We start from the raw sequence: 23958 nt of genomic DNA on the forward strand, positions 1-23958 counted from the left end.
GTAAAACAATGATAAGAAATATTCAGCACATTATGGCTTTATAATCATGACTGAAGGCGTATCAGACAGCCATACACTTCTGGTCGCCAGTGCTTTTTTCCAGCTGTCGAGGCTAATTAAAAGCAGATCCTGCTGCGCCATAAAAGACTTTTCGATCAATTTGACCTCCTGAATACTCACCTGTTCAGGGAATACATTTTCCAGTGTACGCACTGCATCTTTAAAAGCCGGATTTTGCTTGGACAACTGTGCAGCATCCAGTATCGTCATCTTTACCCCGCCATTCTGAACTAATTTTTTCAGGTAGGTCAGCAGGAAGATATCACCAAGAGAAAAGAAGGGTACAAACACATTTTTAATGGCGCCCATATTCTTATCAATTAATATCCCTGTAGGGATGTCCACCGATTTAATGATACTTTTTGTCCGTTCATCAAAAATCCCTGCAGCAAAAAGACTGTCCTTTCCGGTAATGGAATCATACAATCTTTCCGGGTTAATCACCCTGCTGGTAAAACCGAGGATCTTACCAAGAAGTGTACCCTCAAAAACAGACTGTCCTATTCCGATTAACAACAGGTCGTAATCGCCTTCATTGGCGATATCTATAATATCAGTGTCAATATCCTGTGCCGGTTTAAATATAGGGACATAGGGTTGTGACAGTGCTGTGGCTTCTTCATCAATTTCCTTGAAACTCTCTTTCTCATATTCTATAGAATTGAACTGGTTGAGTTCATCCGCCAGGGAAAGGTGGAGTGCAGTAACGGTAGAATTGTCTTTAGACTTTCTGGTCATGGTATTGGCCAGTCGCATCAGCAATTGTCCTGAAAGCGGATTGCCAAAAGAAATCAGGACATTATACTTGTCGGCATGGAGCAGCAGTTCCGATCCGTCGGCCTGTTTCTTGAAAAACCGGTTAATCAGGTCCAGTGCGGGCCCAGTCATAAAGGTAGTCACCAGCGCCATAAGCACAAGGATGGCAAACATCTCCGGAGAAAGCACCCCCAGGTCGTATCCAATATTAAGGGCAACCAGCTCCATCAATCCCCTGGTATTCATCAATGCCCCTATCGTCAGACTGGAATGCCAGTTTTGCCCGACAAACTTTGCTGCAAGGGCACTGCCGACAAACTTTCCGGTCACGGCAACAATAATCACCACGATACAAATCTGCCATAATCCAGGTTCTGCCAGGAGTCCGATATGTGTTCTCAGTCCTGTAAACACAAAAAAGAGTGGCAACAACAGCACCAGGGCAATATCTTCCACTTTTTCAATAAACACATTTCTGAAATTCACATTTGGAGGCATGATCACGCCTGCCATAAAAGCACCAAACAGTGCATGAATACCAATCGTCTCCGTACACCATGCAGAAATCAGGAGAGTCACAAAAAACACCCCGACAATAGATTTATTCAGGCTTTCCTTATTGGAATGGATCTCCCCGATTCTTTGCAGAAATGGCCTCACCAACTTTAACATCACAATCACATAAGCAATGGCAAGGATAATGGTATATCCTGCACTGATGAAGGACCCCGCCTTAACAATAGCAATCACCGCAGCGAGAATACACCAGGCGGTAATATCATCCGCGGCAGCGCAGGTAATCGCTATGGAACCCAGCCTGGTTTTAGTAAGTCCCCGCTCCTGCACAATCCTCGCCAGCACAGGAAAGGCGGTAATACTCATAGAAATACCAATAAACAGCGCGTAAGACAGAAAATTCACTCCTTCAGGTGCGGTTTGCTGGTAGAGGAAATACGTTAAAATCACCCCAAGGGCAAAAGGAAAAACGATACTGGCATGACTGATCACCACTGCTTCATGGGCTTTATTTTTCAGGACATTCAAGTCCAGTTCCATACCTACGACAAACATAAAAAGGATAAGTCCCACCTGGCTCATAATTCCCAGATTGGGCAGTGAGCTTGCCGGGAAAAGGAATCCGGAAAATTCCGGGAAATAGGCACCCAGTAATGAAGGGCCGAGTACAATACCGGCAACGATCTCACCAATAACCGAGGGCTGTCCTATTTTACTAAACAGAAAGCCGAAAGCTCTGGCAACAAGGATAATAGTGATAATTTGCAACAAGAGAATAGAAAGCGGGTAACTTAGGTTATGCTGAAGCGCAGAAACAAAATGATCCCAGCCAGAGCCGGTATGTTCATGCCCGGTACCGCCTGTAACTTCCAATTTTCCACCCTGTACAATAATCAGGTAAATGAGGGCCGACAGGCCGCCAATAATGATCACATAAAACAAAAAGTTCCTGAATTTCTTCATATAAAATATTTAATTGGTCACAGCAAAAATCTTAAGATAACCATTGAAACGTAAATGAACCGCATTATAATAAAAAATTTACGAATAGCGGCATGAAGATTTTGTTAAGTCTGCCGCCTGAACGGGCAACTCAGTTGAGCTGCACAAACAGCTTGAACCTGCCATATTTTCTGCTCAGCAATTGCAGTTTTCTCTCCAATCCTCCTTTATAATTTTCGGGCGCCCTCTCTTAAAAATAATCAATTTTATCCAGCTAAAGAACTATTGGTGATTATCTTTAACCGAATTTTTCCGGATTAAAATTTAACAACATGCCTGAACCACTTTACCAGCTCGCATTGTATAACAACTGGGCCAACAAGCTACTCTTAGCGGAGTTTAAACGTCTGGGAGATGCTGTTCCATCCAGCTGTTTACACCTCATGAGTCACATCGTCAATGCCCAGGTCATATGGGTAAGCAGGATGAACGGAGAACAGCCTGTGCTGGGCGTCTGGCAGGACCATGACCTTCCGGCATGCGAGCGGTACCACGAGTCCTCTTCTGCTGCATTGCTGCAAAAAATAGCTTCCTGGAACAACGGGGAAATGACCCAGGTAAATTATACCAATACGCAACATAAGAGCTTCGAAAATTCTTTACTGGACCTGTTGCTGCACACTTTCAATCACGGAACATACCACCGGGCACAGATTGCACAGGAAATGCGGAAAAATGGACTTCAGCCCATCAATACGGATTATATTGTATTTGTAAGGCAGTAATGGAACCATACCATCAATCAAAGGTTGTTTTTCATTGATGGCATTTCCAACTCTGATCTAAAAAACTGATGAGCTAAAAAAAAATAGTTAGCTATCCTGATCAATATCCAGGTTAAAATGATAAAGTAAGCCCTGCAGATTGGACGCAGAAAACTTAGCTCTTTTCACATTATTTACCGCTGGGTCAAGACTAAAATTCCGCGAAGTACGAAAATCTGTCTTTTCCAGGACTGACCTGATAAAAGTAGCACCAGAGAGATCGCAATTGTCGAATACACTAGCGGTAAGGTCTGTAGTTTCAAAATCCGTTTCCTTCAGTGAGCAATTTATAAAATATGTTTTTCTAAGCTTGGTACCATAAAAAGTAGAATAATCGATATGGCTCGACTCAAAGCGGAAAGAGAACAGAAACTTATTGCATTTCGAAAAATCGATACCCAGCACTTTACACCCCGTAAAAGTAACATCCTTAAAGCCGGCACCATTAACTATGGTGAGTGAAAAATTGCATTGCTTAAACTGGCAGTCTACAAAATCGTTGTCGCTCAGGTCACTTTTAGAGAAATCACAGTTCACAAATTCACAATTGATGAATTCTCTGTTTTTCAGTAATTTCTCCGCATAATTGACCCCCGTAAATGTTTTGTCCTGATGGACAACCGTTTCGCTAGAATTGCTCATAAATGAATTTTAATAGATTTTTCAGCTGCAAAAGGTACCAAACGAATGCCTGATATCAAAATGTTTTAAACTTTCAATTTACCTGGAAGCAAGCCAAATTTCTTTTTAAATGCCACTGTAAAGTGTTGCTGGTGTTTATACCCCAATCTGTCAGCTACTTCGGAAACAAACAGCTTATCCTCCAGGAGCATCCTCCTCGCCTCTTCCATTCGCTTGTCATTTACATATTCAAACACAGTACTGCCAAATAACGATTTAAACCCCTGACTAAGGCTTCGCTGATTGAGTCCTGCTTCGCCGGCAATTTTTGAAAGGGAGCAATTATTCATGTAATGCCCATCCATATAAGCTTTGGCAAAAGTTAAGCGCTCCCTGTTGATCTTCTGCAATGGCTGTTTCCCCCGCCTCACAAAATCCTCATATTGTGCCACCTGGAGCAGAAAGAGTTCTGTCATCTTTGCTTCCTGGTATAAGCCATTGCTTATCCCCTGATAAGGAGAGTTTTTCATCTGACTGATTACACCGTACATTTCCGCTGAGATGGACAGCTGATGGCCAGACCAGATACAATTTCCTTTCCTGGCAGGTTCCATAAACAATTCGTGTAACAGCTGATCCTGTCTGAACAGGCGGTTAAAATGTTTGGCCGGCATACGTATTTCCAGAAAACTACCCTTCTGGTGTAAGGTTGGCAACATGTTTACTTCCACTGTATTTCCCTTGTGGTAAAACATCGCCTGCTTTCCTGAGGACATTCTTATGGCATGGCCATGGTGATATAATGTACTCTCCCCCTGCAGTCTGAAATGCAATTCCAGTACTTCCTCTTCTATATTTAACTGGATATTTTTAGGTTGCTGCAGGGCATAATCACACCATACAAACTGTAAGGCATCAAAACTCTGTTCATGGAAATTAAAACTTCCAGCCCCTTCCTGATGTGGAGTTGTAATCCGGACAGACTTCTCCGCATAAGGAATAAAAGAGGGGTTATCTAAATCCGGGCGGTCTATAGAAATCATTGTGCAGGCCATCTTGTAAAGTTAACATGCTTGTGTTATGTTTTCGTTTTTTTATTAAAACATATCTTCCACTAAGGCTAACCTTCTTCCATAACAAACCTTCACAGAAAATCTTAAGATACCATTGGTATGTATTGAATTTCTTCACAATGAAATTTCCATTCCATTGTGAATATTTTAGCGGTAGAGCTCAGTTTTTGTCAGACGGAAAAGTATGAGAGGTCGACATCCCAGCATCTCATTCGTTTTGTATTGTGTCGATAAACTTGCAATTTGTTTTCATCCTTTAAACTACTGATATTTACCATAGCGATTTTACCCATTGGGGCTACTAAGGAAAAGTTGTTACTCGCTTCTTTCTTTGAACTACTGATAGTTACTGAATCCCTTGCAGTTAAGCAATATACGGATAAAAGTTGTGATTTGCTTTCATCCTTTGAACTACTGATATTTACAACAGCTTAGTGGGCAGGTAACAGGAAGTACGGCGAGTTGTGATTTGCTTTCATCCTTTGAACTACTGATATTTACAACAGCTTGAGTCCCTATACCAGTCTTCGCATACCCGTTGTGATTTGCTTTCATCCTTTGAACTACTGATATTTACAACAGCTTTATATTCGAAAAATGATGCGACTAACTGTTGTGATTTGCTTTCATCCTTTGAACTACTGATATTTACAACAGCCGTGGTTGGACTCTGCTGCATCGTGCAGCTGTTGTGATTTGCTTTCATCCTTTGAACTACTGATATTTACAACAGCTAGTCTCAAAAATTCACTGTCTAAACACCGTTGTGATTTGCTTTCATCCTTTGAACTACTGATATTTACAACAGCTGTATTTGCAGATTGCGCCGGGGAATTAAAGTTGTGATTTGCTTTCATCCTTTGAACTACTGATATTTACAACAGCTGATACAACCGCATGTAAGTTGAGGTACGGTTGTGATTTGCTTTCATCCTTTGAACTACTGATATTTACAACAGCTTTACTTACCGCAACCTCTTTGCCGTCAAGTTGTGATTTGCTTTCATCCTTTGAACTACTGATATTTACAACAGCTTTTGATGATCATCAACTTACCATCCATAGTTGTGATTTGCTTTCATCCTTTGAACTACTGATATTTACAACAGCTACCGGTGATTATAGCATTGGCACCAACAGGTTGTGATTTGCTTTCATCCTTTGAACTACTGATATTTACAACAGCTTGTACTCGCTAATCCCTTTGAGTCTCTAGGTTGTGATTTGCTTTCATCCTTTGAACTACTGATATTTACAACAGCTTTCTTTCCTTACCGGTAATCTTGCCGGCTGTTGTGATTTGCTTTCATCCTTTGAACTACTGATATTTACAACAGCAAAACAAATTATTATGAATATCAACGGCATGTTGTGATTTGCTTTCATCCTTTGAACTACTGATATTTACAACAGCTGTGGATAGTCACGAAGTCCGGGCGCGTCAGTTGTGATTTGCTTTCATCCTTTGAACTACTGATATTTACAACAGCACCGTGGAATTACGGGCGGCACGCGACGATGTTGTGATTTGCTTTCATCCTTTGAACTACTGATATTTACAACAGCATAAGCCAGCGTAATTAACATTTTGTGGGTGTTGTGATTTGCTTTCATCCTTTGAACTACTGATATTTACAACAGCGTTTATTGGTACGGCTAGACCAAGACCCTTGTTGTGATTTGCTTTCATCCTTTGAACTACTGATATTTACAACAGCATTTGCCAACTTCTAAGTCAGCTAACTCATGTTGTGATTTGCTTTCATCCTTTGAACTACTGATATTTACAACAGCCGGGTTTTTTTTTGGAAAAACAGTGCACTTGTTGTGATTTGCTTTCATCCTTTGAACTACTGATATTTACAACAGCGCCGTATTGGTTTTATTGCGGGAGACAGAGTTGTGATTTGCTTTCATCCTTTGAACTACTGATATTTACAACAGCTAATTATCATAAACAGGCAATATCCCCCCAGTTGTGATTTGCTTTCATCCTTTGAACTACTGATATTTACAACAGCAAGTCTTTTCGATAGAATTGAAGATATTTAGTTGTGATTTGCTTTCATCCTTTGAACTACTGATATTTACAACAGCCATACAAGATCAGGAGATAAAGGTAATACGTTGTGATTTGCTTTCATCCTTTGAACTACTGATATTTACAACAGCTAAACATATTGATCTATGTGAACCAGCTAGTTGTGATTTGCTTTCATCCTTTGAACTACTGATATTTACAACAGCTAAGCGATAGGTTTGTATAGTCCATCTGCAGTTGTGATTTGCTTTCATCCTTTGAACTACTGATATTTACAACAGCCTACGGTGGTGACTTCTATAGCGCCCGTGCGTTGTGATTTGCTTTCATCCTTTGAACTACTGATATTTACAACAGCACCGGTTAATGATGATCAGCCGCAGCTTAAGTTGTGATTTGCTTTCATCCTTTGAACTACTGATATTTACAACAGCTAAGGGTGCGGTTGCCAGTCAGGATGCGCTGTTGTGATTTGCTTTCATCCTTTGAACTACTGATATTTACAACAGCTCGACAAAGCTGCACAGAGCGGTGATGAATGTTGTGATTTGCTTTCATCCTTTGAACTACTGATATTTACAACAGCACGGGGTTTATGGTCTTAAAACCTTACCTAGTTGTGATTTGCTTTCATCCTTTGAACTACTGATATTTACAACAGCTATAGATTTTGTTTCCATCCGCTTGCCTTGTTGTGATTTGCTTTCATCCTTTGAACTACTGATATTTACAACAGCTCATTAAAGTGGGTACCGATGGCGCTACTGTTGTGATTTGCTTTCATCCTTTGAACTACTGATATTTACAACAGCAAGAATTTGACAAGGATACAGGTGTTCTGGGTTGTGATTTGCTTTCATCCTTTGAACTACTGATATTTACAACAGCTGTGCTGTTTAAGGTTTGCTTTGGCTCTAAGTTGTGATTTGCTTTCATCCTTTGAACTACTGATATTTACAACAGCTATAAGTCAAAGTTTCCATATACCCTATAGGTTGTGATTTGCTTTCATCCTTTGAACTACTGATATTTACAACAGCATATCAAAAAATACCTTACTAGGTTTACCTGTTGTGATTTGCTTTCATCCTTTGAACTACTGATATTTACAACAGCCAGATGGGTTTGTATGAAGAGGCCAGACAGGTTGTGATTTGCTTTCATCCTTTGAACTACTGATATTTACAACAGCGGAAAAGCTGACAGTTAAAGCCAACAACTTGTTGTGATTTGCTTTCATCCTTTGAACTACTGATATTTACAACAGCAGCGGGAATATAGTTACGAGTTCCCTTAATGTTGTGATTTGCTTTCATCCTTTGAACTACTGATATTTACAACAGCAATAAAATTTTAAGGGTATGTCAGATATCAGTTGTGATTTGCTTTCATCCTTTGAACTACTGATATTTACAACAGCAATCCAGAATAAGTTGCAGGCAATGACCCTGTTGTGATTTGCTTTCATCCTTTGAACTACTGATATTTACAACAGCGACAACCCCGGAACCCAAAGGCGTGGTAAGTTGTGATTTGCTTTCATCCTTTGAACTACTGATATTTACAACAGCAATGCTTATAAAAAGCAAACCGGCCTTTGGGTTGTGATTTGCTTTCATCCTTTGAACTACTGATATTTACAACAGCGCACGTGGGCGTATCTCAAACGTACCGGAAGTTGTGATTTGCTTTCATCCTTTGAACTACTGATATTTACAACAGCACACCATAGTGTAAAAATCTAAATATCAGATAGTTTCATTGAAAATTAGAATTAAAAAATCCGGTGACATTAAACCATCGGATTTTATTCTGATTATTAAATTTTAATCCTGAACATCCTTGCAAGAATACCCAACATCTAACTCCTGAGAATTTCAGTCAAAATAACTCCAATTGTTGTGGTGTATCGGGAAGCGCTTCGGCATCCTTTCCATAGAAAAGTTCCATCATACCAAACTGCTTATCAGTAATAGTCATAATTCCCACATGACCTTTTGGGGGAAGTGATCTCTTCACCCTTTTAATATGAACATCTGCATTTTCCCGGCTGCTACAATGCCTTAGATAAATAGAAAACTGAAACATACTAAAACCGTCGCACATAATATCCTTTCGAAACTTGGCATACACCTGTCGTTCTTTTTTGGTCTCTGTTGGCAGGTCGAAAAATACTAAAATCCACAAAATACGGTACTCATTAAAGCGCATATCATATTAAAAAAGGCAAACCACTCCCAAAAATAATCGACATTGATATGTCCATCCTAATCTCCAACATCCAGATCATTCCGTTTGTATAAAGAAATACGTCTGCTATCAAATACCTTCATCAACGGATAATTAATCCGCCTGGCGGTTCCTTCATAACACTTAACCAGAGAAGCTGTAGTTTGTTGTAAACCCACCATCAGCGGACTAGTCCCACGTTCAAAATGCACATCAACAGTAGCAATTCCCAGCAACTGAGCTTTTATTGCACCTCCCAATTCCAGAAAATTCTCACCTCTGTCAATAATTCCCAGTACGATCTGATCTACATATGGACGATAGGGTTCCATAATATCGTCCGCGAGGCAATACGCATTATACTTATTCCGGTGATGGATACCCAATGTAGGTAGTAATCCCGACGAAACTAAACCACGCGCTACAATAGCCCTCAAAATAGCATAACCATAATTCAGCAAATTATTTGGCGGATCGCCCTCACGTCCACGGAAAAACTGCAATTTCTTAGGAAAAACATTCTTCCAGTAATAAGCTGCTGCCCTTGCCTCATAATTATCCGGATCACCCGATCGTACAGAATGCGCCCAATACACCATATTGTCACAGGCAATACCCCTCTCATACAAGACCGCGGCCTGATTTAATATTTTTGCCTGTACCGTTAACTGCCACAATTGTTTTTTCAAAGGTCTTGAAGCATCAATCTGATAACGAAATCGCTCACTTTGAATATCATTACCATCTATAGGCAACATCATACCGGTAGGATGATGCGTTTGATTACAAGTAATAATAGCTGCATTATTCTGAAGCAAGGCTGCTATACAACCATGCGTAATCGTAATTTGTTGATGATCTAAAATAATGATCCCAATATCTTCTATAGGTACTGCTTTTTTTGATTCCTTTTCGCCCAGCAATTTTAAATGAGGTAGATCAATCAACAATTGATTTTGCTGCAGACTCAAATAAGCAGGGTTGGAAAAATGAAGTGTTCTCTTGATCATACTTTAACCAGGTTTATTCAAATAAAAACAACCATTACCGAATCCCCCCTATCCTGTCAATTTCCAACTTGATACAAACTTCTTTTATCATCGCTCCATCCAGGCTTCTTTCCATCTTATTGTGTAAAGAATATTCTGCTTTGTTCACAATGCTCGTCGCTGTTTCATGTTTTATAAAAAAACACTGATAGCTAGAAGAACTGACCATTTTATATATTTGTCCCCTCTGTGTCTTTGATAAATTCTTGACATCAACCTGCAAACCATTCGATAATTCTTCCTGACTAGGGACATAGACAAGATCGTTTGGAGAGAGATGAAATAGTAACGTACCACCTTTCTCATTCACTAATGGAACAGCATTCAATCTTTGTTTCTGTCTCTCAATTACCATATTCAATGGAATGGTCTCATAACTCCTACCCCCTTGGCTAAGCTGGTAAATGGCAAAAAACAAATTCGTTCCTTTAGCAGCCTCTACATATTTATCCTTCTTATTTCCAGATTGCCCCAGTGGAAATTTACTCCCCAGTTCAAAAATCCTGACTTTATAAATTGGCTGATGAAACTTACCATCATTATACAGCGCTATATTTTTGTTCATATCTTCGATCCCTTCAGCAGAAAAAGCTATCTCATGCGCATTATTCTTACTTTCGAGATAATTCTTAAGGATCTTCTGAATTCCTGTATCCGTTATAGACTCAATAGTTTTTAAATTGAAAGACGTATCAATACTTTTCCTCGTCGCAGTCAAAACCTTTCCTTTCGGTACTTTAATTCTGTCTAACGTGACAACTCCTGAGACGGTGTCTTTATGCATTGGCTTTCTGATAGCCCAACTATCGCCCTTAACTTGCGGAACCTTTTCCTTTACTTTCTTCCCCTCTCTATCTACCCATTTTTCATAATTATTGGTAGTTTTATTGATTATCCGAAGATTCTGTTTAAAACTCACAATAATGTTTTCCAGATGATTTTTAGCATCCGCAGTAAAATTTGCCCAGGGTTTCAAAAAATCTTTGGGTATTTCCTTTTCTATCCTTTCACCCGTCTTAAAGTCTGTATAGACAGCCTTCTCAAACTTTCTAAGTTTTCTGTTGAGATCAAACCGTTCTTTGGATTTTGCATGTTTATTATTGAGCAAATTAATATGATCCCTGGTAGCACATGCAATAACAAGTGCATCCAATGCATGATGTCTGTGGTCAATCCGTTTTTTTTGAAATCCTTGCGCATACATGAACGGTATAGCCGGTAAAAACTTCTGGTGATTCTCATTCCATGCAGTGAATTCATCCGAATTCGTCAATTTATTCATCCGCTCAAAACGAGGTAGGATCAATTCATTCCAGACCTCACCCAATCCCCAGTCTTGCCTTAATCTGGCAGTGATCTTACCATTACCAGGCAGTACATTTTTAGAATTTACCCCGTCATCATTAACTTCGGTACGAACAAGATGAGATAAAACTGAGGTCACAAATTTACTGATATAGCGGGTATCATTCAGTTGCCGCTCAATCATCTTGTCCGGAATTTCTTCCAACATCAACTTGTTGCGTTTAGCACGATTCCGGCCATAATGCTCATTGATAAAATCGATGTACCCCTCAACGGTCAGAATTGGTGTAGGTTTCCCAAATCCCAGCTCCAGCATCATTCCACCATGATTTTTTATAAACTCATACCCCAGCTGCTTGTCTTTTAATTTATTTACTGCCGACTCACAAATGATCTTGTTGCTAAAGCTGTCGTCAAAAAAACGGCTTTGTGGTATAATATGTTCTATTTCATACTCAGGTGTGAATAGTTTATTCAGCGGAATAATTTTCCCGGTATAAGGCGAACGATATTTTTGTTCCAGCCACAACTTATAGCGTTGCAGCTCTGAGGACGTTGGCAATGCTGTTTTACTTATTTTTAAAATATCATCAGGAATCTCAACGGAAGAATTCAGTACACCATCCTCAAAAATCTTTAAGGCTTCCTGTTGCATAGGCGAATAGGGACGTACATTTTCAACACCAACATCGTTTAACAATTCTAATAGTAAAGCTTTAATCCGGAGATTGGTATTTTCATTATTGGTGATCTGTTCTGTAAGTTGTTTTCTGTCTTCTGCTGTATTTTTCATTTCTCTACCCAGTTCAATATGAATCTCGCTAAAGAAATCTTTTACACCTCCACCATACTTCAACCAAATATCTTTCACCACCCGCAGCGTTTCAGTTACCACCTGTTCCACAATAGGATTACGCAAAGAATGTTGCTTAAAATCCTCCAGATAGGTCTCTAAATCCGCAACAGAATTCCATTTGCCGGCTGAGGCAGCTTCGGAATGACGTCCATACACCACATAACTTGCCAGCCACAATTGTAATCCCTGAAAGTGTTTTTCCTCCGTTAAATGAATCGCTTTCTCCCGAATCCTATCTTTAATTGTTTCGTCAAACTCAGCTGTCAATATTTTTTGGATCCTATCTTTTGTCTTTTTATCAATAGCATCCCAATTCCAATACTTCCCTATCCTGAGCAAGGGTAATAATTTTCCAATCGCCTTTTCTGAAAAAGCACCATATTCACTTTTAAAAGGAGGGAATTTTTTAAAGTTTTCTACGAAACCGTCGACATCCAAATGATGCTTTTCCGCAAAGGTCTTTAACGCCTTTTCATATTCTACTTTATCCGTTACGGAATAGATAATGTGCCATAAATTTCTTGCGACTTCAGCCGTCAAAAATTGGGGGTCAGGATTTTCCAGCTTGTCCAGTCTGGTCCTGATCTGTGTGCAGGTCTCATTGCAGGGGTATCCTTTATCTTCTATATAATTCCACCTGTACTTTTCAATCTCTACATTCAGCATTTTACCCTTAAAACCCCGCTTTTCCAGAAAATACTTCAGCAATATTTTTTGTTCAATTTCCTTCCTGGAGTTTAGAAAATCAAATAACTGCTCCATATCTTCTATACTATTCAGAAATTCTGAAGTGACATTCGCATCAGTATCCTTATGATAAATTCCAAGGTTGTACATCCATTGCCATAGACGGAATTCCTGGTATAAAGGGTGTGATTTTGGAATATTTTTCAGATACTCCGTTTTCTCTATCCCGTCTTTATCTTTAAATCTCCGAAATTCTAAACTACAAGTACCAATGGATGATTTTTGACTACGCAAAGGACGCTGGTAAAAAATAATATCCTCTACAAACAAATGCACAAAATCCTTATTGCTCAACGTGATCTGCTGTGATTCATTGTGACTGTATAATTCCCTAACGCAGTCATTGTATAGATTTTCATCTTTCAATTCCTGATGGAAGACCTGCTGAACCTTTAATATCGCCTTCAGTTCCTCTTTATAAAATTTACGCTCAATCGTTCGCACCAGGTTTCCCTTTATTTTCTGTTTAGGGTTTTGCAGTAGCGTATCGTAGATATAGGCACCCACCGTTTTATGGGAACGTTCAATCTCTTTTTCTGTTTTCTTTTTTAATAATGTCCAGTCATTCTCTCCGGGAGCACGGAAACTTCTTTTTTCATTTCCCTCTTTATCCATTTTTATGGTACCATCATTATTCAAATCGGTAGTAACAATAAAGTCCCGTACCTTATCTTTCCAATCAAATAATGGATTTTTACTTGAGCGACGATAAATCCAACCGTTTTCTAAAATCAGAGAATACCAGATCTCCGCCTTACCTTTTTGCACTTCATCAGCAACCACCTCCACTACCTTTAGCGAATGAAATTCCACTAACTTGTTCGGGTTCTCATCTTCCTCCTCTCCCCGCAATTGATAATAGCCACGTTTTTGATTAAAGTTCAATAAGATCCAGGCCAATTCTTCCTTTGCAATTTTTTCTGTTAATGCTTTCTTTCTTAGGTAATAGATTGTCCAGTCGTAAGGCACCAATTTCCCATCTTTTACCAATTCCGGTTGATTTTCCCGGAATTCTTCCAGCATGGTTTCAAATGACTGTTTTAAAATAAAAACATTGTTGTGGTATACCAATTTTGGCTCGGCATTCGAAATGAACTTACCCAAACGCTTTCCAAAATCAATTTGAGCCGCATAATGTTCAGGTAGGAAATCCAAAACATGAAGCACCCTATGTAAGCGCTCCCTTCTCAGCAGGTGACGCTCCCTCAATCTGCGGACACTCCTGAATTTCGTTCGGTCAGCCGTTTGGGAAAAAGAGTTGCCCTTTCCAAATTCATCTTTTATATCCTGACCCATTGGAATAATACGGCTGCCCATTCCAATAATATTGCTATTTTCATTTGAAAATATTCTTTTTTTATCGGTTAGTGAGCTATCCCTTGAATTTTCCTTACTGTTTGTAAGCGGTATGTTCTGGTTAGTTTCATTAGAATCTCTTTGAATTAACGCCCAGCCTATACTATTCGTTCCCAAATCTAGGCCCAAGATGATTGTTTTAGACATATGATATAGATCTTGTATTACAATAAAGTATCTTTCTTACAAATGCATTCCTATTTGAATTCAATAAATATTTAACCAAATTCAGCTTAATGATTATCACCGTTATTAGATTACTATAAACATAACAAGAAAAAAAATCATACAATTACGGATTTCCTTATTTTAAATATAATTATATGTTTTATCTTTGTTACCGAAAGCAAATCACAATAAGGATTATTCCGTTGTGAAAACATTTAAGTTGCCTCGCCTTACAATGCGGGGCTTTTTTTTGCAATAGACTTATGTTGCAATGTGAAGATGTTATACTTTATTTTAAAATAGTACTGGGCTTTCTAGCTATATGGCGAATGGATCATCACCAATGAATATTCTTTTCAATGAAATCGATCAATTGATCTGCCATTAACTGCTGCTCTACTTTCTTGGGATGGCCACCTGTATTCTTATAGGGAAATACCAGCGAATAGATTTTAGGATCTTTAGTCATGGCAACCGCCTGTTGGATATATCCCGGCCACTTCGACCCGGCTTTAGTCGCATCCATATTCCCCAGAGCACAAATGATGGCAGATTGGGGATGAGCTCGGCGGATACTTTCAATGAAATTCAGATAAGACTTCACAATGAATTCTTCAGTTGGCTTTTTGTCGCCAAATCTGGCTTTGAATTGCGGGTGTTCCGGACGCTCCACTAACCAGGAATCATTCTGAAATAGGTTGACCACCACCACATTCGGCTCATAACTACTGAAATCCCAATGGCTGTTTCCATCCATAGGATCAACTCTGTCGTAAATCTCTGGCATAATTTCCGGAAACCAGCTCAGCATGATGCCAATCCCACTACGCGCTATGATGGATTGCCGGGCATTGAAATGCCTGGCGGTAATAGCCGCATAAGTATAATAATTATTAAACAAATCAGGCGCTCCGGAGTCCTTTCCTACCTCTTCAACATCAACCCCATGGCCGGCAGTGATAGAGTTTCCATAAAACTCTATCTTACGGTTTGGCAATTTTGCAGGCTTCAGCAACTTGCCATTACTTCCCAGGTCGTAACTATAAATTATATTTGCCGAAGTATTATTTGTTAACTTATAAAGCTGAAGTGTATGTTCACCAGTACCAATATCACTGCCAAAAGTAAAAGTCTGCGTCAAACTATCTGAACCAAATTTCACAGCACCAGCAACATTATTATCTATGATAGCATAGAAAAACGCAGTTTCTCTAACTGATTTCATCTTGACCTTAACAGCAGATCCATAGTATTTTATTGAAGCAAAGCTCCCAGGCCAAAACAATACAGTGGAGTCCTGGGTCTTTAACACGCGACCACTGTAGTCAACATATTTATCTGAAGGGCTAATAATAACTTGCGCACTGGTTTTACCTGCAAGAACTACTGAGGCAGTGATAAAAAACAACAAAAATTTCTGTGACATCTATCCAATATTTTTAGTGAATGGAAACTGAAAATCGAATTTATCCATTTGGATCCATTTAAACAATTCCAATAGCGTACAGATTCGACTATTCTCAGCCACAGCTTCATAACAGAACATCAGATTCCTCCTAATTTATATGCGGTAACTATTGTATCGTAGCTATGGAGTTGCCAAATATCACATCGTGTGAAGGGCTTTATCGCCATTTACTTAAATATACAGCTTTCCTGATGCGTGGCCGATTATAACGTTGAAGGAATATCGGGTAAAGGTTGAGTAAGACATTTAACACCAATAACCACAAAGATTTGACAACTCCAAATTTGAATGCCACGAAAACATTAAATCCCAACACAATAACCAGGATAATGAGGTGATCCAGTTCAGATTTTTTTGTCTGATAATATAATTTCGTTAATGCCTGGTTGTTCTTTTCTATGGGAAAAGCTTTTCTAATCACCTTTTCCCAACCAATCAACACCAATAACTTTCTGAAAATTTTCACCCCAAAACGTTCATATATTTTGCCCCTCTGCTCCCATTCCTTTTCATCATAGTAGGGAGAAGTAAGCGGATTGTTCAGCGCTTCCGTAAAAGCAACCACACACATCATCAGCAGGAAATTCAAAGCCCAGGCAAATGCAAAACCATCCATTTTAATAAAACGGACCAAGGCATAAACTAAGCCAATTGTAATTATTGCAATTAAGTATTTCTTCATTTTTAAATCAGTTTGGATGTTAAGCCATCGCAGTACGCCTCCATATGCACGGCCATGCTGTACTATAATCAATCAGCCGGAACTTGATTTCCATATAGTTTTGCATGATTTGAGTCGTCTTTATTCCTCGTTTAAATGATTGTAAACATTTAAAATGACTGTAAACATGTAAACAGAATAGTTGAGATTGAGCATGACTGTTAATTTAATTACCGCAATATATAGATTTAGCATGTCAAATAAAAAATGATGAACTAAAAGACTGTCGTGATCATTACTCAATTCTGTATTTAAAGAGAACCATTGTTCTTGTAAAGCATAGAATACGCCGGGAAATTTCAAAAGATTGCCTTGGCAAAATAGTTGAGCCAATTCATTCACCGAATTTAATACATCTCACTTTTGGCAATACAAAACGCCGACTCTTTAAAACCTGTAAAAGAAACAATGAGCCATACACGCAAGTAAATTGAGCCGTGTGCGAAATGTCCAATTCAAAAAACCGCTGATCTTCGTATCGTTACATATAAAATAACAGCTATGACAAACTTAACACAAATAAAACTCGGTAAAAATGGTCCCCTTGTCTCTAAACTCGGCCTCGGCTGCATGCGCATGTCGCCCGTCTGGGGAGGGTCAAAGAATGACGAAACTGAAAGTATAGCCACCATTCAGTCGGCATTAGACAACGGCATCAATTTTATAAACACGGGAGACTTTTATGGAGCAGGCCACAATGAATTGCTCCTGGGCAAGGCAATTAAAGGCAGAAGAGACGATGCATTCATCAGTGTCAAATTTGGTGCTGTTTTTTACAACGGACAATGGATAGGCCTGGATCTGCGCCCCATGTCTATCAAGAATTTCATCAACTACTCCCTGGTACGTTTGGGCATAGAAACCATCGATCTTTATCAGCCCTGCAGACTGGATGATAGCGTTCCGGTAGAAGATGTCATTGGCACCATAGCAGACCTCATCAAAGAAGGAAAAGTACGTCACCTGGGCGTTTCCGAGATCACTGCAGCTCAACTTAAGCAAGCCAATAGCGTATATCCTGTAACAGCCTTGGAGATAGGGTATTCTTTGGCCGACCGACAGATTGAAAATGACCTGCTGCCCACAGCCAGGGAACTGGGCATAGGCGTTGTGGCTTTTGCGAATACTGCTGAAGGCTTGCTTTCCGGTGAGATGAAAGCCCCGCTTACTGCCGATGATTATCATCTTCATTTCTCACGGTTCCAGGGAGAAAACCTGATCAAAAATTTAGAGAAGGTAGAAGTGTTAAAACAACTCGCCAATGACAAAGGATATACGCCTACCCAACTGGCAATCGCCTGGGTAAATGCTCAGGGCGAACAGATCATGCCATTGGTCAGCATGAGCCGCCGGACACGCTTACCTGAAAACATACAGGCCATGGAGATCAGTTTCAGTCCTGAAGAAATGGATCTCCTGAACACGAATTTTTCAATCGGCTCCATCCTTGGTGGCACCTATTTGCAACGATAATTGGTGGAGCATAAAAAGCTCCGCCTCTTTTATATCTTTGTGTAATTTGATATTCCGACGAAAGTAATGACAAATCCTACTGAAATAATTCCGGAAGTAATGTTTTATTCCTATTTATCTGATATAAAAAAGGATAAAGTAGCATTTTTAGAACATTCTATTCTTGTGATGCAGGTTTCCGGCCGCTTTACAATGGAAACAGCCAGCGAGAGATTTTCTATGGAGAAAGGCGAAATGCTGCTGATCAGAAGGAATCAATTGGGAGAGCTCACCAAATCTCCGCTAAATGGCGAGGGATACCAGACCATTGTCATTTGTCTGAAAGAAGACCTGCTCAGGCAAATTGCATTGGAGCAACACATAGAACCAGGGAAGAAATATACCGGTCCCACGAACATTCTTATTCCGGGAAACGATTTTCTTCATGCGTTCTTTCAATCTGTCATTCCTTATGTGCGTCATTCTGAAGAAAAAATAACCGATCATATCAGCATGCTGAAAGTACGGGAGGTGGTACAACTCCTGCTCCATGTGATGCCAGAGCTGAAAGATTTCCTATTCGATTTTTCGGAGCCTTACAAAATTGATCTGGAGAAATTTATGCTCAGTAATTTTCACTTCAATATTCCTATAGAAAAATTTGCCAGGCTAACAGGAAGAAGCCTGGCAGGTTTTAAGCGTGATTTCCAGAAATTATTTCAAATGTCACCCCGGCACTGGCTTCAGGATAAACGACTTCAGGAAGCCCGTCACCTTATAGAAAAAAAGAAAAAGCCATCAGAAATTTACCTCGACCTGGGGTTTGAAAGCCTCTCTCATTTTTCGTACGCTTTTAAGAAAAAGTTTGGGCAGACACCTACTCAGTGGGCATAAAATCCTATTGTCTTCATCCTTCGTTAAATAATAACTACCTGATGCGTTGCCTTTATAGCGGGGTTCGACTTTAAGGAAACTGTAATCAGTACTATCCCTCTATAGTTTGTCTCTCCTGCCGTAAAAGACACAGTCGCAGCACCACTGGCATTACTTGCTGAGCCATTTGAAAATACGCCAATTACATTTCCCGATGCATCAATGGCTTCATAATTGAATAAAAAATCTGCATTCGGATTTCCAACAGAACGTTTAAGGTCAATGCTGAGCACAAGTGTATTGTTTAACCCATGGGAAAGGCTTGCATTTCCAGTGAGCAGCATAAAGTCTGGATTGGCTTTTGCAAAGTTTACCGTAAGGTTTCGGGTAATACTGCCGGCAGTTACACTTACATACACTGGCCCAGGTGTATTGTGCTTAAGATATCCTGTCAGTTTGCCATCGCTGTCAGCGCTGATCGTTACCGGATTTGGGATCTGGAAAGAACCTCCTGTTGACGTAAACGTTACCTTTTTGTCAGCGATAGCAAGGTTTTTGTTCATACTTACAGGTATGGCAATCGTACTGATACCATCGGAGGCGATATTGTCCGTAAAGCTATCTATCTTAAATATATCGTCAGCTGCAGGCTGTGTAAAAATAACTGTTTTGTTTGCAGTCATCGCAGATGATCCTGTAGCCACAATAGTAGCAGTACCGACTGCTATCCCTTTCAGGTGAGTAAATGCATTTCCTGCAACATCAATTGGCAGTGACACCACTTTTTCATTGTTCGAAAAGGTGCCCATATCGGTTTTAAAGGAAATGAAACGTTTTGAAGGATCTACATTTGGATCAATATGCGCTGAAATCTTTAGTAAAGAAAAACCATCGGCCACCAAATTCTCTATAGCGGCATTTTCGAAATTAATCGCTCCGGATGAAGTCAGCGTAACCATTTTTATAGCGGTAGCATCAAGGTTAACCGCTTTGACATTGGCCGTTCCCGTTGCACTGGCCTTTAAATAAGCCTCGGCCTTACCCTCTATAGCAACAACTGATATCGTATTCGCATTATTTGAAAAAGTTCCATTATCGGTTGTAAATACCACATCCCTTTTATCTGTCGGCGTTAATGGATCTATTAGTGCGGTTATTTTTAATGTAGCGTTATTATCGGCCACCAGGCTTTCAATGGCAGGGTTCTCAAAACTTATCCCACTTGGATAGGTAAAATTCACCTGAACAGTTGCCGAGAAAGTCAAGACTGTTGCTTTTACCGTAGCCGTACCTGTTGAAGTAGATTTTAGGAATACCTTTCCATCTCCATTTTCATCCACTACAACGGTTATTGTAGCCGCCTTGTTGCTGAATGTTCCAATATCACTGCTCACCGTAACCGTTCTTTTATCCCTATCCGAATCTGCGCCGATATGCACCATCAATTCAATTTCATTTACGCCATTTGCAGGTTGGGATAATGGTGATGCAGCCTTAATGCTGATCGCATCCGATAATAACAATGGTTCATCTTTACATCCTGCAAACAGCGATAGAAAAAAGAATGAAATGACAACTCGCGTGACTCTTTTCATGAGATTGAAATTTTACAGCTTTTAACATCTCCATTTAGGCCATGTTCAGCCGTCACTTTTATGGTAAAAAAGCTAAACAGTTTAGACCCTTTGCTTATGATCCGAACATCCTGGTTGAAAACTGCTACAGCCCCACCCATTGTACCGCCATCCGTTAAATGTTTGGTTAGGGTACCGTCAGCCTTCTGAAAATACAGATTGTTGCTCAAGGCTAAATTATAATTGATTGTGTATTTTACCCCTACACTTGATGAAAGGGTAAAGTTTAAGGAGATATCCTCCGGTGGAGTGATACTGCTTTTTGAGGGCTGGATTGTACTGAGTTGAAATGGCATATGAGAAGGCGTTAAAGTTTGACTGGTAGAGTGGTTACGTCACTGGGAAAAAGTTTATGAAAAGCTGTTTTTATCTGCAGGTCAAAAGAGAGGGAAACAAATCCCGAACCTCTTACGGTATTATTGGTATTGAGTGGATTGGAATTTAATCTGGTATACCATACCACGCCGCCATTTACCTTTACGAAATCTGCAATTCTCAATCCGGCACCCGTAATCAGGTTAAATGTAGCCATAAGATCATCCCTATACCCATCCTTCTTCAAAGTACTATAGGTAAGTCCCAGCATCAGCGAAAAGCGACGATCGAAATCCCTCAGGGAAAATAGATCTTTCATAAACAAAGGCCTGTCCTGATTAATTGGTCTCAGATAAATATTCGTCCCCAAATAGGGAACCATTTTTCCGATGGATGGCAGCAGCGCAACCCCGATGTCAGCGGTAATAAATGATTTTGAACGGGTTACAAAATTATTGTTTATCGTATTTGCATTCACAATAACTGCGTCTTCATAGGAAGTAATCACCGCGGAAACGAAGTTGTTAACTTCGGTATCAGTGATTAAGATTGTATTATTTACCGCCTCTGTGTACCCGTTAAAATTGGTTGTTATATCCTCCAGGTGATCAACAAGGTCTTTCTTGATATTTTCAAAGGGAGAATTGGGTGGAAACTGGACTTTCTTCAGCTCCGCTTTTACATAATCTATCTGGGCAAGGTAATTTTTCGCATTTTCCGGGATAGTCGCATTTTCTCCTTTTGGATGGAAAAAAATTGACTTCAATGAGTGCAGTACATTGTTCATTGCACTTACATACTCAGGCTTTTTTTTCGCTGAAGCTTTATAACCGGCTAAAAATTTTGCCAGATTTAAGGAATCCGCTTTGAGTACCCTCATATTCATCGACAAGCTTTGCTGTTCATCAATCCTTTGTTCAAAGGAAAAAGCAACTTCCTCCATTGCTTTTGAGACAATTTTTTGATTCGTTTCACTTAGAGCGATTTTATCAATTTCCTGTCCGTTTACCTTCAGATCTTTATTCAGTTCATCGATTGTAGCAGACAAGATTTCCTTCATATCCTCTATGCTTAATGAAACGAAGCTATTATCCGCCTTTTGGGCCACTAGTTTTGGGATAATTTTGGATGCATGGTTAACCAATTTCGCTTTTTCATCCTCTGATAATTTACGTTTGAATTTGAAGAAGAACGAGAAATCCCTGTTTGGTGGAAGCTCTTTGATAGAAAGCCTCCATTTGGCATCAGCGCCATTGTTCTCCCAGTACGCATACATCCGGCCATCTTCCCAGTCCTTATATTTTTGCTGCTCAGCCGCACAAGGGAATACCTTGTCAGTTTTTTTATCCTTCTTTACTTTATAGAAACATTCAATGCTGATGATCTTGTCCAAAGTTATTTTACTATTTATACCCTGGGTACCGGCCAATATAAAGGGCACATCAAAGGGAAGGATATCTGAAAATGACCGACCAGAAATGTCGAGCGTGATTTCCTTTGCACCTATAAGTACAACATTTGAAGTTTTCGTAATCGTTTTCTGCTTGGTCACGACCTGGGCGTCCACAGCAGTGTAACAAAAAAAGAATAGCAGAAAAATCCTGAAAAACAGGTTTCCCCCTAAAGGGTAGAGATGATTCATGAGCGTAATTTTTTAGTTCCCCGATCAAGTCAAAATATAATATGATCAGTTTACACACTGAAGATAAGCATATTAGATTTACTTAACAAATTAATCTAAAAAAAATAAAAACAATAGCTGAGTGGAATTTTCTAAGCCTTCGTATTAAAGGAACATAACGCTTAATTATAACCATTGCCAGCAGTTTTACTTAACCTGGAAAAGGTAATACTTGAAAATATCGTAATTATTGCCAGGGTAATAAAGGTATAATGAAAAGCATGCTGCAGATCCAATGCGAAACATCCTAACTTAATACCGAGAGTACCAGGTTGGATATCGAAACCCCAAAACTAACCGACAGTTGCTGCATAATCACCAGCATAGTATTGCCCCCGCTTAATACCCAATTTTTTCGACTGCCAAATCAGACCAATTGACTAATCCCGAAGCCAGACCTCAGCAATGGGCTTATTAATTCTGAAGGGTAAATAGTGGAGACAATACATAAGTTGACATGAATATTCCAAAAAATACCTTAACGTGAATATCATGACATAATCGACAATTAAAAGCCTAGCAGGACTGCCAGCGAATTGACCAATGGTATGTACGCTTATACTACTATTTGCATAATCCGTTATTTTTGATAGGTCTGCAGTTTTATATTGGCTATATCCTTTCAACATTATTAACATGAAGCTATTGTTATAAATGTTTTTTTAATTGCATCTTGGTCTTCCTTTTTGATTCATATAATACCGTACAGCTCATAGTAATTTCCCGTCAAAGTTTAGCTTATATTGCGTTTTTTCAAAGTCTGTAAGTATAATATGGTTATCTTCCACTACACATTCTTCAGCACCTTCCAATGAGACAAAAATGTCATTTCCACCAAACTGCCATTTAATTACTCCCTGCTTATCAACCCTGCTTATCAGTAGTTCACCATGAACCAGATAGTCATCTTGTAATTTGATAACCTTAAAGCAAGTCGCCATATCGGTTTGCGTCTTCCATTTTGCTTCAAGGTCAGGAAGCGTCAGGCAAAACAAGGTATCACAACAGCAGACGATCAATTGATCGTTATCCAGGAGTGACGAATTTTTATGAATAGTCGTCGCACCACCGGAACCACTTATGATACAGCTATTAATCATTTCCTTATTCTGAAAAAGTTTAATGCCATGTTTAGAAGTGGGATATGTTTTTGCAGCCTCCCCAAAATGTTGTCTTGAATAATTAAAACTGTTGTCCGCTGAACCGTAACTATACATCGGGTCGTCTACGACCTCAATTGTCAGGTCATGGTATTCATATTGGTTCATTGT

The 23958-nt window shown here is 39.5% G+C and carries 14 protein-coding genes and 1 CRISPR repeat array; of the genes, 3 read left to right on the forward strand and 11 right to left on the reverse strand.

Annotation, left to right across the window (positions count from 1 at the left end; all coding sequences use genetic code 11):
- Positions 1–30 precede the first annotated feature (30 nt).
- A complete protein-coding gene (locus tag ACSBL2_RS15410; protein ID WP_442587431.1) occupies positions 31–2295 on the reverse strand; it encodes a cation:proton antiporter in 2265 nt (754 codons plus the stop codon).
- Between the two features lie 311 nt (positions 2296–2606).
- Between ACSBL2_RS15410 and ACSBL2_RS15415 the strand changes: the two genes are divergently transcribed.
- Entirely contained in the window at positions 2607–3059 is a 453-nt protein-coding gene (locus tag ACSBL2_RS15415; protein ID WP_442587432.1) for a DinB family protein, read from the forward strand.
- Between the two features lie 87 nt (positions 3060–3146).
- Here the strand turns inward: ACSBL2_RS15415 and ACSBL2_RS15420 are convergent, their stop codons facing one another.
- The 7 genes from ACSBL2_RS15420 to ACSBL2_RS15450 form a co-directional block, all read right to left on the reverse strand.
- The gene (locus tag ACSBL2_RS15420; protein ID WP_442587433.1) at positions 3147–3740 is read right to left on the reverse strand and encodes a pentapeptide repeat-containing protein; all 594 of its coding nucleotides are present in this window, start codon (positions 3738–3740) and stop codon (positions 3147–3149) included.
- A 65-nt stretch (positions 3741–3805) separates the two neighbouring features.
- A complete protein-coding gene (locus ACSBL2_RS15425) occupies positions 3806–4774 on the reverse strand; it encodes a helix-turn-helix transcriptional regulator (protein ID WP_442587434.1) in 969 nt (322 codons plus the stop codon).
- A gap of 253 nt (positions 4775–5027) precedes the next feature.
- Positions 5028–8556: a CRISPR direct-repeat array (repeat unit 46 nt; unit sequence GTTGTGATTTGCTTTCATCCTTTGAACTACTGATATTTACAACAGC).
- 158 nt (positions 8557–8714) lie between these two features.
- Positions 8715–9044, reverse strand: coding sequence for a CRISPR-associated endonuclease Cas2 (cas2, locus tag ACSBL2_RS15430; protein WP_442587435.1), 330 nt, complete (start codon positions 9042–9044; stop codon positions 8715–8717).
- A 56-nt stretch (positions 9045–9100) separates the two neighbouring features.
- Positions 9101–10072: a type II CRISPR-associated endonuclease Cas1 gene (gene cas1 / locus ACSBL2_RS15435; RefSeq protein ID WP_442587436.1), complete on the reverse strand. Its 972-nt coding sequence runs from the start codon at positions 10070–10072 to the stop codon at positions 9101–9103.
- 34 nt (positions 10073–10106) lie between these two features.
- Positions 10107–14522, reverse strand: coding sequence for a type II CRISPR RNA-guided endonuclease Cas9 (gene cas9, locus ACSBL2_RS15440; RefSeq protein ID WP_442587437.1), 4416 nt, complete (start codon positions 14520–14522; stop codon positions 10107–10109).
- A 358-nt stretch (positions 14523–14880) separates the two neighbouring features.
- The gene (locus tag ACSBL2_RS15445) at positions 14881–15969 is read right to left on the reverse strand and encodes an electron transporter RnfD (protein ID WP_442587438.1); all 1089 of its coding nucleotides are present in this window, start codon (positions 15967–15969) and stop codon (positions 14881–14883) included.
- 199 nt (positions 15970–16168) lie between these two features.
- A complete protein-coding gene (locus tag ACSBL2_RS15450) occupies positions 16169–16693 on the reverse strand; it encodes a hypothetical protein (protein ID WP_442587439.1) in 525 nt (174 codons plus the stop codon).
- Positions 16694–17233: 540 nt separating this feature from the next.
- On the opposite strand from ACSBL2_RS15450, the gene ACSBL2_RS15455 reads away from it, so the two are divergent.
- Both ACSBL2_RS15455 and ACSBL2_RS15460 read left to right on the forward strand, forming a co-directional pair.
- Positions 17234–18205, forward strand: a complete 972-nt coding sequence (locus tag ACSBL2_RS15455) for an aldo/keto reductase (RefSeq protein WP_442587440.1) — start codon at positions 17234–17236, stop codon at positions 18203–18205.
- Positions 18206–18271: 66 nt separating this feature from the next.
- The gene (locus ACSBL2_RS15460; protein ID WP_442587441.1) at positions 18272–19078 is read left to right on the forward strand and encodes a helix-turn-helix domain-containing protein; all 807 of its coding nucleotides are present in this window, start codon (positions 18272–18274) and stop codon (positions 19076–19078) included.
- 23 nt (positions 19079–19101) lie between these two features.
- Here ACSBL2_RS15460 and ACSBL2_RS15465 read toward each other — a convergent pair whose 3' ends face one another.
- From ACSBL2_RS15465 to ACSBL2_RS15475, 3 genes are all read right to left on the reverse strand, one after another.
- Positions 19102–20652, reverse strand: a complete 1551-nt coding sequence (locus ACSBL2_RS15465) for a hypothetical protein (RefSeq protein ID WP_442587442.1) — start codon at positions 20650–20652, stop codon at positions 19102–19104.
- Positions 20653–20998: 346 nt separating this feature from the next.
- On the reverse strand, positions 20999–22648 hold the full coding sequence (locus ACSBL2_RS15470; protein WP_442587443.1) for a hypothetical protein: 1650 nt from the start codon (positions 22646–22648) through the stop codon (positions 20999–21001).
- Positions 22649–23397: 749 nt separating this feature from the next.
- Positions 23398–23955 carry a hypothetical protein gene (locus ACSBL2_RS15475; protein ID WP_442587444.1) on the reverse strand — a complete coding sequence of 186 codons (558 nt, stop codon included), beginning with the start codon at positions 23953–23955 and terminating at the stop codon, positions 23398–23400.
- Positions 23956–23958 lie beyond the last annotated feature (3 nt).

The organism is Pedobacter sp. AW31-3R, from assembly GCF_052180285.1.
Taxonomy (GTDB): domain Bacteria; phylum Bacteroidota; class Bacteroidia; order Sphingobacteriales; family Sphingobacteriaceae; genus Pedobacter.

What these genes read in the sequence shown, in the direction of transcription:
- ACSBL2_RS15410 (WP_442587431.1), bottom strand. Translation starts at nt 2,295, where the DNA reads ATGAAGAAATTCAGGAACTTTTTGTTTTATGTGATCATTATTGGCGGC.
- ACSBL2_RS15415 (WP_442587432.1), top strand. Translation starts at nt 2,607, where the DNA reads ATGCCTGAACCACTTTACCAGCTCGCATTGTATAACAACTGGGCCAAC.
- ACSBL2_RS15420 (WP_442587433.1), bottom strand. Translation starts at nt 3,740, where the DNA reads ATGAGCAATTCTAGCGAAACGGTTGTCCATCAGGACAAAACATTTACG.
- ACSBL2_RS15425 (WP_442587434.1), bottom strand. Translation starts at nt 4,774, where the DNA reads ATGGCCTGCACAATGATTTCTATAGACCGCCCGGATTTAGATAACCCC.
- cas2 (WP_442587435.1), bottom strand. Translation starts at nt 9,044, where the DNA reads ATGCGCTTTAATGAGTACCGTATTTTGTGGATTTTAGTATTTTTCGAC.
- cas1 (WP_442587436.1), bottom strand. Translation starts at nt 10,072, where the DNA reads ATGATCAAGAGAACACTTCATTTTTCCAACCCTGCTTATTTGAGTCTG.
- cas9 (WP_442587437.1), bottom strand. Translation starts at nt 14,522, where the DNA reads ATGTCTAAAACAATCATCTTGGGCCTAGATTTGGGAACGAATAGTATA.
- ACSBL2_RS15445 (WP_442587438.1), bottom strand. Translation starts at nt 15,969, where the DNA reads ATGTCACAGAAATTTTTGTTGTTTTTTATCACTGCCTCAGTAGTTCTT.
- ACSBL2_RS15450 (WP_442587439.1), bottom strand. Translation starts at nt 16,693, where the DNA reads ATGAAGAAATACTTAATTGCAATAATTACAATTGGCTTAGTTTATGCC.
- ACSBL2_RS15455 (WP_442587440.1), top strand. Translation starts at nt 17,234, where the DNA reads ATGACAAACTTAACACAAATAAAACTCGGTAAAAATGGTCCCCTTGTC.
- ACSBL2_RS15460 (WP_442587441.1), top strand. Translation starts at nt 18,272, where the DNA reads ATGACAAATCCTACTGAAATAATTCCGGAAGTAATGTTTTATTCCTAT.
- ACSBL2_RS15465 (WP_442587442.1), bottom strand. Translation starts at nt 20,652, where the DNA reads ATGAAAAGAGTCACGCGAGTTGTCATTTCATTCTTTTTTCTATCGCTG.
- ACSBL2_RS15470 (WP_442587443.1), bottom strand. Translation starts at nt 22,648, where the DNA reads ATGAATCATCTCTACCCTTTAGGGGGAAACCTGTTTTTCAGGATTTTT.
- ACSBL2_RS15475 (WP_442587444.1), bottom strand. Translation starts at nt 23,955, where the DNA reads ATGAACCAATATGAATACCATGACCTGACAATTGAGGTCGTAGACGAC.